The 13,715-nt window shown below is 44.0% G+C and carries 11 protein-coding genes; 10 read left to right on the top strand and 1 reads right to left on the bottom strand.

Annotated features, from left to right (window positions below):
- The first annotated feature begins 120 nt into the window (after nt 1–120).
- The gene (gene guaB, locus AR1Y2_RS12800; protein ID WP_137329306.1) at nt 121–1,575 is read left to right on the top strand and encodes an IMP dehydrogenase; all 1,455 of its coding nucleotides are present in this window, start codon (nt 121–123) and stop codon (nt 1,573–1,575) included.
- A 67-nt stretch (nt 1,576–1,642) separates the two neighbouring features.
- Here the strand turns inward: guaB and AR1Y2_RS12795 are convergent, their stop codons facing one another.
- On the bottom strand, nt 1,643–2,284 hold the full coding sequence (locus AR1Y2_RS12795) for a superoxide dismutase (RefSeq protein ID WP_137329305.1): 642 nt from the start codon (nt 2,282–2,284) through the stop codon (nt 1,643–1,645).
- A gap of 136 nt (nt 2,285–2,420) precedes the next feature.
- On the opposite strand from AR1Y2_RS12795, the gene AR1Y2_RS12790 reads away from it, so the two are divergent.
- The 9 genes from AR1Y2_RS12790 (at nt 2,421) to glmM (ending at nt 13,715) form a co-directional block, all read left to right on the top strand.
- Nucleotides 2,421–6,098, top strand: coding sequence for an efflux RND transporter permease subunit (locus AR1Y2_RS12790; protein ID WP_137329304.1), 3,678 nt, complete (start codon nt 2,421–2,423; stop codon nt 6,096–6,098).
- 121 nt (nt 6,099–6,219) lie between these two features.
- Nucleotides 6,220–6,936 (top strand): phosphatase PAP2 family protein, encoded by a 717-nt coding sequence (locus AR1Y2_RS12785; protein ID WP_137329303.1) that lies wholly within the window; start codon nt 6,220–6,222, stop codon nt 6,934–6,936.
- Nucleotides 6,926–7,948 carry a lysylphosphatidylglycerol synthase transmembrane domain-containing protein gene (locus AR1Y2_RS12780; RefSeq protein ID WP_137329302.1) on the top strand — a complete coding sequence of 341 codons (1,023 nt, stop codon included), beginning with the start codon at nt 6,926–6,928 and terminating at the stop codon, nt 7,946–7,948. The genes AR1Y2_RS12785 and AR1Y2_RS12780 overlap by 11 nt, the downstream gene beginning before the upstream one ends.
- A 10-nt stretch (nt 7,949–7,958) precedes the next feature.
- Nucleotides 7,959–8,570, top strand: coding sequence for a CDP-alcohol phosphatidyltransferase family protein (locus AR1Y2_RS12775; RefSeq protein WP_137329301.1), 612 nt, complete (start codon nt 7,959–7,961; stop codon nt 8,568–8,570).
- A gap of 12 nt (nt 8,571–8,582) precedes the next feature.
- Nucleotides 8,583–9,461: a phosphatidylserine decarboxylase gene (locus tag AR1Y2_RS12770; RefSeq protein WP_137329300.1), complete on the top strand. Its 879-nt coding sequence runs from the start codon at nt 8,583–8,585 to the stop codon at nt 9,459–9,461.
- Between the two features lie 82 nt (nt 9,462–9,543).
- Nucleotides 9,544–10,767: a deoxyguanosinetriphosphate triphosphohydrolase family protein gene (locus AR1Y2_RS12765; protein WP_137329299.1), complete on the top strand. Its 1,224-nt coding sequence runs from the start codon at nt 9,544–9,546 to the stop codon at nt 10,765–10,767.
- A 5-nt stretch (nt 10,768–10,772) separates the two neighbouring features.
- Nucleotides 10,773–11,624 (top strand): endo alpha-1,4 polygalactosaminidase, encoded by an 852-nt coding sequence (locus AR1Y2_RS12760; protein WP_137329298.1) that lies wholly within the window; start codon nt 10,773–10,775, stop codon nt 11,622–11,624.
- A 120-nt stretch (nt 11,625–11,744) separates the two neighbouring features.
- A complete protein-coding gene (locus AR1Y2_RS12755; RefSeq protein WP_243118748.1) occupies nt 11,745–12,164 on the top strand; it encodes a Fur family transcriptional regulator in 420 nt (139 codons plus the stop codon).
- 201 nt (nt 12,165–12,365) lie between these two features.
- On the top strand, nt 12,366–13,715 hold the full coding sequence (gene glmM / locus AR1Y2_RS12750) for a phosphoglucosamine mutase (RefSeq protein ID WP_137329296.1): 1,350 nt from the start codon (nt 12,366–12,368) through the stop codon (nt 13,713–13,715).

Genomic DNA, 13,715 nt, shown 5'->3' with positions numbered 1-13,715 from the left:
AATGTACAAAGGATTATTGTTATCAGACAATAATCCTTTGTTTGTTGACAAAGAATTTAGAATTTGTTATAGTATAAAACTATAAATTAGATTACGAAAGAGATAGAAAGCGAGGAAAAAATGGGAAAGTTAATTGGCCAGGGAATTACATTTGACGACGTTTTATTAGTGCCGGGATATTCAGAAGTAATCGCGAATGAAGTTGAGACTGCTACCCGTCTGACAAACAAGATTACATTAAATATTCCTTTGATGAGTGCCAGCATGGATACTGTTACGGAACACCGCATGGCTATTGCAATGGCAAGACAAGGTGGAATCGGAATCATTCATAAGAATATGACCATTGCACAGCAGGCAGACGAGGTGGACAAGGTGAAGCGTTCTGAGAACGGCGTTATTACTGATCCATTCTCTTTAAGCCCGGACCATACGATTCAGGACGCAGATGATCTGATGGCAAAATACCGTATTTCAGGAGTGCCGATTACTGAGGGAACCAAACTGGTTGGAATTATCACAAACCGTGATTTAAAGTTTGAGACGGATTTTTCTAAAAAGATCAAAGAATCTATGACATCTGAACATCTGGTGACAGCTCCGGAAGGCATTACACTGGAAGAGGCAAAACAGATTTTAGGAAAAGCCAGAAAAGAAAAGCTGCCGATCGTGGATAAGGACTTTAATTTAAAAGGTTTGATCACAATCAAGGATATTGAAAAACAGATCAAATATCCAAATGCTGCAAAAGATGAGCAGGGCAGGCTGTTGTGCGGAGCCGGAGTCGGCATCACAGCAGACATTTTAGACCGAGTTGACGCACTGGTAAATGCACATGTGGATGTAGTTGTCGTTGATTCAGCACATGGACACTCAGCCAATGTACTAAAAGCAGTCAGAATGGTAAAAGAAGCATATCCTGAGCTTCAGGTCATTGCAGGGAACGTGGCTACGGCAGAGGGTACAAAGGCATTGATCGAGGCAGGAGCTGACGCAGTTAAAGTGGGAATTGGCCCTGGATCCATCTGTACTACACGAGTTGTGGCAGGAATCGGAGTGCCACAGATAACTGCAATCATGGGAGCATATGAGGAGGCTAAAAAAGCCGGAATTCCAATCATCGCTGACGGTGGTATCAAGTTCTCAGGAGATATTACAAAAGCTATCGCAGCCGGAGCCAGCGCATGTATGCTCGGAAGCATGATGGCTGGATGTGACGAAAGTCCTGGAGAATTTGAACTTTACCAGGGAAGAAAATACAAAGTATACCGTGGAATGGGATCTTTAGCTGCTATGGAATGTGGAAGCAAAGACCGCTACTTCCAGACCAATGCTAAGAAACTGGTTCCAGAGGGTGTCGAGGGACGTGTTGCTTACAGGGGAACAGCGGAAGATACCATATTCCAGTTGCTTGGTGGACTACGTTCCGGTATGGGATATTGCGGCGCAAAGACGGTGGAGCAGCTTCAGGAAAAGGGACAGTTTGTACAGATCACGGCTGCATCTCTGAAAGAAAGCCATCCGCATGATATCCATATCACAAAAGAAGCACCAAACTACAGTGTAGACGTTTAGACGATAAATACAAAATGGAACGATCGGATAACTATACCGGATCGTTCCATTTTTTTAATATTTCAAATTACTTTTGTGATTCAAACCATTTCTTACTGTCTTCCAGCCTTTTGTTTACGTAATCCCAATTGATCAGAGAAAACCAGTTATTCACATAATCCGGACGGCGGTTTTGATATTGGAGATAATACGCATGTTCCCAGACATCTACGGGGAGAAGGGGATAAAGGGTATCACTGAGCGGCACATCCTGATTCGGGAGCTTTATGACTTCTAACGTTCCGTTGTGATTTACAAGCCATCCATAACCAGAACCGAACACTGTGAGGGCAGCTTCTGTCATTTCTTTCATAAAAGCATCTAAAGATCCAAAATCTCTTTCGATTGCTTTCCCGATTTCACCTTCCGGGGTAGTGAATTCATCTTTTTCCATGGCATTAAAATAGACTTGATGATTATAAACACCTCCGCCGTTGTTTTTAATAGCAGTCTTTGCATTCTCAGGTATTTTATCCGGTTCAGTGAGAAGCTGTTCTAATGTCATGTTGTGCAGCTCCTCGTGTGGTTTGATCGCAGCATTCAGCTTCTCTACATAAGCAGCAAGATGTTTATCGTGGTGAAATCTGAGAGTCTCAGCATCAATCACTGGTTCCAGTGCATCATAATCGTATGGAAGCGGTTCGAGGGAAAATGGATATGTCTCATTCATATTTCAATCTATCTCCTTTTTTCTTTTTATTTTACGTAGGAATATAAAATAATATTCAAAAAAACTTGAATCATCTTGCCGGTCATGCTAACATTGTATTATTCTTATAATACAAAAAGTCAGAAGGGGTAAAATCATGTTTTCAAAGTTTAGTGTACGAAAGCCATATACTGTCATTGTAGGCGTCGTCCTTGTGATCATTTTGGGAGTTGTCTCTTTTTCAAAAATGACCACAGATCTGCTTCCGAGTATGGAACTTCCATATGCGCTTGTTATGACTACATATCAGGGGGCTTCTCCGGAGGAAGTGGAGACCACCGTGACAAAGCCTGTGGAACAGGCTATGGCTACAATTTCTAATATCAAGCAGGTAGCATCTTCTTCCAGCGAGAATATGTCCATTGTATATATGGAGTTTGAGGGGGATGCTAATATGGATTCCGCAGCTCTTGATATGCGGGAAAAGCTGGATATGATCAAGGGATACTGGCCGGATAAGGTGGGTAATCCTACGATCATGAAGTTAAATCCGGATATGATGCCGGTCCTTGTAACAGCGATGGATTCAGATAACAAAGATATGTCGGAGATATCCAAGCTCATCAAGGACAAAGTTTCGCCTGGGGTGGAAGCAGTGGAAGGTGTGGCTTCTGTGAGCCAGACAGGAATGCTTGAGGAAAATATCAATGTCATTATCAATGAGGATAAGATTAAATCCCTCAATAAAAAGATACAGAGGGCCTTAAACGGCCAGTTTGACGAGGCCCAGGATAAGCTGGACCGTGCGAAATCAAAGCTGGACGGAAGCAAAGCCCAGCTCAACTCTAAGAGAACCGAGTTAAACAATACACTGGCCAAGGCACAGACTGCCTTAAACAGCGGAAAACTGAGCCTTGCCCAGAAGGAAGTCGAGGTTACAAGTGCTCTGACAAACCTTGAGAATCAGAAAAAGGTTTTGGAGCTTGTAAAGCAGGCAGGAGAGGCAAGTGTCAAACAGTTGGAGGAGCAGCTTAAGACGGTGACGGATCCTGCACAGAAAGCGCAGCTCCAGGTACAGATCGCGGAGATAAACAAGCAGCTCAAGACAGCCGACAGCACCATCAAGACGCTGGATAAAAATATAAAGGCCTTAAAACAGGCACTGAAGCAGATACAGAAAGGCAAGAAAGAGGTAGATGCCAATCTGACTACGGTGACTGCACAGTCAGCTAATGCAAACAGCCAGATGACATCAGGAGAGATCGGGATCGCACAGGGCGAGTCCCAGATCACAATGGGGCAGCAGCAGCTGGACGCCAGCAAAAAGCAGGCAAAAGCAGCGGCCAACATTAAGGATAAGATCACTGTGGATAATGTAAAAGCCATGCTGATTGCTCAGAATTTTGAGATGCCGGCAGGTTATATCTCGGAAGATAATACCCAGTATCTTGTAAGAGTCGGGGACAAGGTTTCCAGCCAGGAGGACCTGGAGGACCTGGAGTTGATGGATCTTGGCATTAAGAATTTTGCCCCGATCCGTTTAAGCGATGTGGCAGATGTGGCTGTAGTCAATAACAAGAAAGACACATACTGCAGGATCAATGGAAATGATGCGGTGGTTCTGAGTGTGCAGAAACAGAATAATTATTCCACAGCGGACGTATCCAAGAGAGTGTCTGAAAAGCTGGATACTCTTAAGAAAGAAAATCCGGGACTGCATTATACAAACCTGATGGATCAGGGCATTTACATTGACATGGTAGTTGGCTCCGTCTTACAGAACCTTGGGATGGGTGCAGTACTGGCAGTATTGATCCTGCTTGTTTTCTTAAAGGATATCAAACCTACAGCGGTTATTGCCTGTTCCATACCAATCAGCGTCATCTTTGCGGTAGTCATGATGTACTTCAGCGGTATTACCCTGAATGTGATCTCACTTTCCGGCTTGGCACTTGGAGTCGGTATGCTGGTAGATAATTCGATTGTCGTCATAGAAAATATCTACCGGCTGAGAAAGGAAGGAGTGCCGGTCAAAGAGGCGGCCATTGAGGGTGCCAAGGGAGTGGCAGGTGCTATTACGGCTTCCACGCTGACAACGATTTCAGTTTTTCTGCCCATCGTATTTACCACAGGGCTGACCAAAAAGCTGTTTTCTGATATGGCACTGACCATCGGATACTCATTGATCGCCAGTCTGATCGTGGCGGTAACCTTTGTGCCGATGATGTCTGCTGGCGTACTGCACAAAGTGACAGAGAAAGATAACAAGCTGTTTGACGGCCTCCAGTCTCTGTACCGAGGTGTAATGGAAAAGGTTCTGAAGCGCAAGTGGATCGCAATCATTCTGACATTGGCAGTGTTTGTGGGCGCGGTCATCGGAGCGACTAAGATCGGTACCTCCCTTATGCCATCCATGGACAGTACAGAGATGAGTCTTACCATTGAGATGCCGAAGGGGTCAGGACTAAGCGATACAGCCGCCATGTCAGATACTGTCATGAAGAAGATCCGTGAAATCTCTGACGTAGACAGTGTGGGTGCTATGGTGAGCAGCTCTTCAGGAATCGGGGGTACTTCATCTTCAAGTAAGGCAAACCAGGATACTGCAAGTGTCTACATTATGTTAAAGGAAGACAAAAAACACACCAACAAAGAAATTAAAAACGAAATCTTGAATAAGACTAAGAAATTCGACTGTGAGATCCAGGTGCAGGAGTCCAATATGGATATGAGCGCCCTTGGAGGAAGCGGTATTTCCATTGAAGTAAAAGGAAATGATATGAATACCCTGAGAAAAACTGCCAGGGATATAGCGAAGAAAGTGGGCACCGTTAAAGGAACAAAAAATATAAGTGACGGCCAGGAGGAAACCACACCGGATATCCATGTGACGGTGGATAAGGCCAAGGCTGCAAAATACGGCCTGACAGTGGCTACCGTATATCAGCAGCTAAATGCGAAGCTCCAGGAAGGCTCCACGGCTACGACGATCAACCAGAATGAGAAACAGTGGGACGTAAAGGTGTCCAATGATACAAAGGACAATATCACAAGATCACAGTTGAAAAAAATGAAGCTTACCGGAACACAGAAAGGTGAAAGCAAGGAGGTCGCTCTATCCAAAGTTGCAAGTTTCCACGATACCGACAGTCTTTCTACAATCTCAAGGTCAGAACAGGAGAGAATTCTGACTGTGACAGCAGAACTGAAGGACGGATATAATATTGGTATTGTCAGCGAGAATGTAACGAAAGCTTTGAAGGGATATAAGGCACCGGCAGGCTACAGCTACAAGATAGCGGGTGAAATGGAATCTATCAATGAAACAGCGGGCCAGGTTGGGCTTATGTTAATACTGGCAATTGCATTTATGTACTTGATCATGGTTGCTCAGTTCCAGTCCTTAAAGTCTCCGTTCATCATTCTGTTTACGATCCCTCTGGCATTTACAGGAGGGCTCATCGGACTGTTTGTGGCAGGCAAGGATCTCAGCATTATTGCAATGATCGGCTTTGTTATGCTGTCGGGTATCATTGTAAACAACGGAATCGTGCTGGTGGATACTGTGAACCAGCTGAGAGATAAAGGCTGCGAGATGATGGATGCCGTCATAACTGCAGGGGCTATGAGAATCCGGCCAATCCTGATGACAGCCATCACAACGATTCTGGGGCTTTCCACAATGGCACTTGGCATGGGATCCGGAGCAGAGATGGTGCAGCCAATGGCAATCGTCACCATTGGAGGCCTGATTTACGGAACCTTGCTCACATTGATTTTCATCCCTTGTATTTATCTTGTGTTCAACCGAAAGAAGAAAAAGCGCAGATCCTGAATTTTCTTACAAATGTATTAAATAAATGCGCTTAGCTTTACATTTTGATAAGGGAAAGCTATAATTAAACAAGAATCATGTCAAATATCTGACATGGTTTTTGTTTGTAAAGGAGCGAAACATGAAAAAACAGCAAGGATATTTATGGAATTTAATTCCCAAATATGCAGTGCTTCCTTTGATCTGTTCTTTCACTTTTAATTCACTGATATATACAGGTACCCAGATTTTGTGCAGGGATTTAAAGCATTATGATTTTACAACAGCTTTTGACAGGGCAGTGCCCGTTATTCCCGGATTCACTAGTATTTATCTGATCTGTTATCTCTTTTGGGCAGTGAATTACATTATGATTGGAAGGATCGGAAAAGAGCATTTATATCGGTTCTTAGTGGGGGATTTTCTTTCCAGAATTGTCTGCGGAGTCTTTTTTGTATTGATCCCGACAACACTTGCAAGGCCTGAGATCACCGGAAGCGGGTTCTGGGACCAAATGCTGAGACTTGTATATACAGTAGATCCGTCGGCAAACTTGTTTCCGTCGATCCACTGTCTGGTCAGCTGGTTCTGTTATGTGGGAATCCGCGGTCAGAAAAAGGTTCCTGTATGGTATCAGCGTTTTTCTTGTGTTTTTGCGGTCTTGGTATGCATCTCCACACAGGTAACGAAGCAGCATTACATCATAGACCTTGTTGCAGGAGTTTTACTGGCAGAAGCCATGTATCTGGTCGGTCAGAAGACGGACTGGTATCTGAAGCTGCAGGGTATTTTCACAAAGGTCAACAGAGGAGTCCGTTTGGAGAGGGCAATTGACAAAGAGGTAGGTTATGGAGAATAAGAAGCGCTGGATTGGCAACGGCATCTTCTTTTTTGCACTGTTCGGGCTTACATTTTATGCAATTTTCCGGGGAAAAGAGCTGCCTGAACTGCTGCATGTCATGAGAAGCGTCAGTCCTGTTTACTATATACTGGGTTTTGCCCTGATCATTATATTTGTCTGCTGTGAATCTTTTATCATTGACAGAATGCTTCGTGTACTCCGGTATCGTGTGCCAAAAAGGCACTGCGTTCTTTATTCATTTGTAGGATTTTTCTTCAGCTGCATCACGCCGTCAGCTACAGGAGGACAGCCGGCTCAGCTTTACTATATGAACAGAGACAAGGTTGACGTGTCAGTCGGGACCGTTGTTTTAATGATCGTCACAATACTGTATAAGTTTGTACTTGTCTTTTTGGGAGCGGTGATCTTTATTTTCCGGCATGGTCTGATCACAGATTATATATCCCAGGTGGCTTTTTTCTTTTATCTTGGTATTGGCTTAAACGTTTTCTGTGTAGCACTGATGTTGATGCTTGTATTTGAACCCACTCTGGCATCCAGAGTATTGCTGGGAATGACACGGGGACTGGAGAAGATCCACATCCTTAAGAAGAAAGAGGAGAGGATCCGCAAGATCGAAGGATGGATGCAGGATTACCACAAGGCAGCTGCGGTCATAAAAGAACATAAGTTGATGATCTTTGAGATGTTTTTGGTCACATTGGCGCAGAGGATTCTGCATTTTTCCATCACATATCTGGTCTACCGGGCATTGGGACTGTCAGCGCTGGGATTTGTGGATATCGTGGCACTGCAGTGTGTGATTTCAATTTCAGTGGATATGCTGCCGCTTCCGGGAGGAATGGGAATCAGCGAAGGTCTGTTCTTAAGTATCTTTAGGAAGATATTCAGGGGCAGCTTATTGTATCCGGCCATGTTATTGAGCCGCGGAATCAGTTATTATGCGCTGGTTCTGATCAGTGCATTTTTAACATTTGTGGCACATGTGACAATAAAGCGTAAGGAATAGAGGTTTAATTATGATAGGATTTTATAATGTATCAGTCATACTGACATATGCGGGCGTTGTGAGTGCAGTGTTCGGCATGTCAGCGGCATTCAACGGCAACTTTAAAATAGCAATGATTTGTCTGATGATATCCGGATTCACTGATATGTATGACGGGACCGTCGCGAAGATGATCAAACGTTCTGACGATGCAAAGAAGTTTGGGATTGAGATTGATTCCCTTTGTGACCTGATCTGTTTTGGGGCGTTTCCGGTTGTGATCGGATACTCCATGGGGATGGACGCCTGGTACGCAAAGATTATTTATATGATGTATATTTTAGGGGCTGTGATCCGCCTGGCATTTTTTAATGTCACTGAGGAACAGAGACAGGCAGAGACAAGTGAGAGAAGAAAACATTACCGGGGACTTCCGGTCACGTCAGTGGCGTTGATCCTGCCCATTGTGTATCAGCTGAAGCGTTTTTTTACCGCACAGTTTCCTTACATATACCTGTTGGCTGTGCTGATCATTTCTCTTTTGTTTGTGATTGATTTCAGCGTGTTTAAGCCTGGGAAAAAGTGTATGTTCGCATTTGTCATCATCGGTATTCTGGTGGCAGTCCGTATTTATTTTCTATAAAGGAGACAGTCAATGAAGTATATAGACCAAAGCGGCCGCTGTTATGAGGAAGAGACATTCCAGGATCAGTTTTTAAAACTGCTGTACGGGACCTTTCTGGGAAGGATCAAACTAAAGTTTCTCACAAAGCCCTGGGTATCCAGGCTTGGGGGATTTATATTAAATACGTCCTGTTCAAAATGTCTGATTCAGCGTTTTATCAGAAAAAACAGGATCGATATGCGGGAGTATGAGGACAGATCCTATACCTCCTACAATGATTTTTTTACCAGAAGGATCAGGCCTGGAAAGCGTCCGCTGCCGGAGGATGAAAATATTCTGTTCAGCCCGTGCGACTGCAAAGCCAGCGCATACCGTATCACGGAGGATACTTCTTTCTGTGTAAAAGATACAGTGTATACGGTTGAGTCGCTGTTAAGAAGCAAAAAAATCGCAGATCATTTCATGAACGGCTACGCAGTCATTCTGCGTCTGACTGTGGACGACTATCACAGGTACTGCTATATTGACAACGGTAAGAAAAGCAAAAACTATTTTATAAATGGAACGTATCACACCGTAAATCCTGTGGCCAATGATTATGTTTCCATCTATAAAGAAAATGCCAGGGAATTTACCATGATGAAGACAGAGCATTTCGGCCATGTGGTACAGATGGAAGTGGGAGCTCTGATGGTTGGAAGGATCGTAAACCACCATGAGGAGGGGCGTATGCGCCGCGGCATGGAAAAGGGTTACTTTGAATTCGGCGGATCTACCATTGTCCTGCTTTTTCAGGGAGACAAGGTGGACATTGACCAGTGCCTTCTCGACAGAACACAGGATGGGTGCGAGACAAAAATTAAACAAGGACAGCGTCTGGGCGCTGGAAAGAAGAAAAGCCGGCAATGATGATTGCGGGCTTTTTTCTGTTACGCAGGTCAGAATACCAGAATTGTAAGGAACGATTTTATTTAGAAAGAGAGGGGACAAAATGCTTACCTATCACAAATTATCAAAAGAACGGCAGCAGGAAATCATAAAGGACCGGGAACAGGGATGGGTCAATCCATACGCCTGCAGGGATGAACAGGTGATCCGCAGAAATAAAGATCGGGATGAGGCCAGTCTCTGGAGACCGGCATTTGTCAGGGATGTGGAGAAGATCATTCACTCCCCATATTACAACCGTTATACGGATAAGACCCAGGTTTTTTCCTTTTACTTGAATGACGATATCTCAAGAAGGTCCCTTCATGTCCAGCTTGTCTCAAGGATTGCCAGGAATATCGGCAGGCTTCTGGGCTTAAACTGTGACCTGATTGAGGCCATCGCGCTGGGGCATGATATCGGACATACGCCGTTCGGCCATGCAGGAGAGCGCTTTTTAAACCAGATCTACCATGAGAAAACAGGCCGCTATTTTCAGCACAACGTCCACAGCGTGCGGGTTTTGGATGGGATGTTTCAACGAAATGTCTCTCTGCAGACCCTGGACGGAATCCTGTGCCATAACGGAGAGTTTGAACAGCAGGAGTACCGTCCGTGCCATATGGTGTCCTTTGAGGAGTTTTATGAAAAGACAGAACAGTGCAGCAGAGATAAGGCTTATATTAAAACACTGATTCCTTCTACATTGGAAGGATGTGTCGTGAGGATCTGTGATATGGTGGCTTATCTGGGAAAGGACCGGCAGGATGCAAAGAAAGCAAAGCTTATCGAAAACAGTGGAATCTTTACCCAGGGAGAGATAGGTGTGGAGAATGCGGAGATCATCAACAATCTGACGGTGAATATCGTGGAAAACAGCTACCGCAAGGATTATATTATGCTGGATTCCGAATATTACGAGGCTATGAAGAATGCTAAGAAAGAAAACTATGAGCAAATCTACTTTAACAAAAAACTGGACCGCATTTATACGGAAAATGTGGAACCTATGTTCAGAGAAGTTTATGAAAAGCTGTATTCCGACTTAGTCAAAGGGAATGAGGATTCTGTGATCTTTAAGCATCATATAGAATATGTGGAGGATGCCAGGGCACACTATGAGACATCAAGCGCCTATAGAGATGAGGAACCCTGTCAGATCGTAGTGGACTATATCGCAAGTATGACGGACGATTATTTTGTAGACCTGTACCATTATTTATTCCCGGACGGGAATTACCATGTCAATTATAAGTCTTATTTTAATGAAGAGGAGCATCGGAGGTAGCCGCCATGGCCGGATACACAAAGAACTGGACTGTTAAGGTAGTCTGCATTTTGACAGCGGTAATGATCATGACCGGGCAGCCCGCAGAGGTCCAGGCTGCAAAAAAGAATAAGTTTACTTATACATATGGCGTGTTCTTAAATGCAGGCAGAAAAGAAATAAATAAGTTCAAAAAATATAAGACCATCGTGATCGATGCACAGTATTTTAAGAAAAAAGATATTAGAAAACTGAAAAAACAGGGGCATATTGTATACAGTTATATAAACATTGGGTCTTTGGAGCACTTTCGTCCCTACTATAAAAAATACCGCAAATATACTATGAAGCCTTATGAAAATTGGGACGGGGAATATTGGGTTGATGTTTCCCAAAAGCCTTGGCAGAGAAAAATAAAGCAGCTTGCGGGTCAGCTTAATGGAAAAGGAGTGGACGGATTTTTTGTGGACAACTGTGACGTCTATGCGGAGTTTCCCAAAAAGAAGATCTACCGCGGATTAAAGAAGATCTTGTGTCATCTCCGGTCTTACCGAAAGAAAGCAGTCATACTGAACGGAGGGGATACGTTCGTCAGGAAGTTTTACAAAAACAACCGTAAACTTGGGCCGATCCTCACGGGAGTCAACCAGGAGGAGGTATTCACAAGGATTGATTTTAAGGGCAGGAAGCTTAGGAAAGCAAGGGTGGAAGACAGAAAATATTTTTTGGACTATTTAAATTTGGTGGCCGGCAGGAAAAAGAAAGTGTACCTGCTGGAATATACGAAGGATCCAGACTTAAAAAAATCCATCCGGCGTTACTGCAGAAAGAAGCACTGGAAGTGTTATATCACAAAATCTGTTAATTTGAGATTTTGAGAATTGGTATCAAATATAACTTGACATTTCAAATGAAATTGCGTATGATAAAACTATAAATGATATTGGTTATCAGTTTTAAAAGTGACGGCAAAAAGGCAGATGTGAATGGGAGGAATTATGACCACAGAACTTAGCCGGGAAAAAATCATAGAGCAGCTTCGGGAGCAGGGGCTGAGGATTACAAATCAAAGGAAAGTGATCTTGGATGTGATCCTTAAAAATAATTGTTCCTGCTGTAAAGAAATATTTTATGAGGCCAGTAAGATCGACTCTGCGATCGGAAGAGCTACTGTCTACCGGATGATGAATACGCTGGAAGAGCTGGGAGTCATCGACAGGGGAAAGCAGTATGAGATCTGTTACGAAGGGTTGTTCGGGACGAGACAGGATCAAACGAGCCTTCTGACCAAAGAGGAGATAAAGGAACTTCCAAAGGATATCTGGTATCCTGCTCTGAAAAAAATGCTCAGGGCTTTAGGAGAAATTAAGGATGAAGATATTTCCGTTGTTGTGAAAGTCGGCCGGAAAAGCAGTTAATGAAGATGCTGTGAGATCGTTAGAAACAGACGATTTTACGGCATCTCTGTTTTTATGCCAATTGATATTATTTTCCTTTGCCGAGGCACATTTGAAGCATGGACCCTCCACTTTTTATTTTTCATTGATCAGACTTTATGTTATAATACAGTCTAGGTTAATTTATTTGAAAATCAATTATGAGAAAGAGGTCAAACAATCATGGGAAAATATTTTGGAACAGACGGCTTCCGCGGGGAGGCAAATATCGACCTGACTGTGGAACACGCATATAAAGTAGGAAGATTTTTGGGATGGCATTTAGGGAAGAATAAAAAACGTCCTAAAGTTGTGATCGGAAAGGATACAAGAAGAAGCAGCTATATGTTTGAGCATGCACTGGTTGCAGGCCTTACCGCATCCGGCGCCAACGCTTATATGCTGTATGTGACAACAACACCGAGTGTGTCCTACGTGGTGCGCACGGAGCAGTTTGACTGCGGGATCATGATCTCAGCCAGCCATAACCCGTACTATGACAACGGAATCAAGCTGATCAATGCCAAGGGGCATAAGATGGAAGCAGAGATCGAAGACCAGATAGAGGCATATATCGACGGGGAGATAGGGGAGCTGCCTTTTGCGACAAAGAGTGATATCGGAAGAGCGACGGATTACGCTTCCGGAAGGAACCGCTACATAGGATATTTGATTTCCCTCGCCACACGGTCATTTAAGAATGTAAAAGTCGGCCTTGACTGTTCTAACGGAAGCTCATCCAGTATCGCAAAGAATGTATTTGAGACACTGGGAGCAGAGGTCTACGTGATCAACAATGAGCCGGACGGTACCAATATCAATACCAACTGCGGTTCAACTCACATTGAGATTCTCAAAGGCTATGTGAAAGAAAACCACCTGGATGTGGGATTTGCATATGACGGCGACGCAGACCGTTGTATCGCTGTGGATGAAAACGGGATGGAGGTAAACGGCGACCTGATCCTCTATGTATGCGGAAAATATATGAAAGAGCATGGAGCCTTAAATAACAACACCGTCGTGACGACGATTATGTCAAATCTTGGTCTCTACAAAGCATTCGACAAGGCCGGGATTGATTATGAGAAGACAGCAGTGGGTGACAAGTATGTCTATGAAAATATGTCTAAAAACGGACACGGTTTAGGCGGAGAGCAGTCCGGACATATTATTTTCAGCAAGTTTGCAACTACAGGAGACGGGATTCTTACTTCACTGAAAGTGATGGAAGCGATGCTGGAGCAGAAGCAGTCTCTTGGGCAGCTGGTAAGGGACGTGGAGATCTACCCGCAGATTCTTGAAAATGTTAAGGTCAGAGATAAAAAAGACGCAAGGGAAGATGCAGATGTGATCGCGGCAGTGGAAGCGGTGGAGAAGGAACTTGGAGAGGACGGAAGGATTCTCGTAAGGGAAAGCGGAACGGAACCTTTGGTGCGTGTAATGGTGGAAGCAAAATCCCATGAGATCTGCAGAGAGTATGTGGACCGTGTGGTCAAAGTGCTGCGCCAGAAGGGGCACGTTATCGAATAA

The organism is Anaerostipes rhamnosivorans (assembly GCF_005280655.1).
Classification (GTDB): domain Bacteria; phylum Bacillota; class Clostridia; order Lachnospirales; family Lachnospiraceae; genus Anaerostipes; species Anaerostipes rhamnosivorans.
This window is presented reverse-complemented; position numbering and strand designations above follow the sequence as displayed.

Excerpts from the sequence above, each read along its gene's own strand:
- guaB (WP_137329306.1), top strand. The coding sequence starts at position 121 with ATGGGAAAGTTAATTGGCCAGGGAATTACATTTGACGACGTTTTATTA.
- AR1Y2_RS12795 (WP_137329305.1), bottom strand. The coding sequence starts at position 2,284 with ATGAATGAGACATATCCATTTTCCCTCGAACCGCTTCCATACGATTAT.
- AR1Y2_RS12790 (WP_137329304.1), top strand. The coding sequence starts at position 2,421 with ATGTTTTCAAAGTTTAGTGTACGAAAGCCATATACTGTCATTGTAGGC.
- AR1Y2_RS12785 (WP_137329303.1), top strand. The coding sequence starts at position 6,220 with ATGAAAAAACAGCAAGGATATTTATGGAATTTAATTCCCAAATATGCA.
- AR1Y2_RS12780 (WP_137329302.1), top strand. The coding sequence starts at position 6,926 with ATGGAGAATAAGAAGCGCTGGATTGGCAACGGCATCTTCTTTTTTGCA.
- AR1Y2_RS12775 (WP_137329301.1), top strand. The coding sequence starts at position 7,959 with ATGATAGGATTTTATAATGTATCAGTCATACTGACATATGCGGGCGTT.
- AR1Y2_RS12770 (WP_137329300.1), top strand. The coding sequence starts at position 8,583 with ATGAAGTATATAGACCAAAGCGGCCGCTGTTATGAGGAAGAGACATTC.
- AR1Y2_RS12765 (WP_137329299.1), top strand. The coding sequence starts at position 9,544 with ATGCTTACCTATCACAAATTATCAAAAGAACGGCAGCAGGAAATCATA.
- AR1Y2_RS12760 (WP_137329298.1), top strand. The coding sequence starts at position 10,773 with ATGGCCGGATACACAAAGAACTGGACTGTTAAGGTAGTCTGCATTTTG.
- AR1Y2_RS12755 (WP_243118748.1), top strand. The coding sequence starts at position 11,745 with ATGACCACAGAACTTAGCCGGGAAAAAATCATAGAGCAGCTTCGGGAG.
- glmM (WP_137329296.1), top strand. The coding sequence starts at position 12,366 with ATGGGAAAATATTTTGGAACAGACGGCTTCCGCGGGGAGGCAAATATC.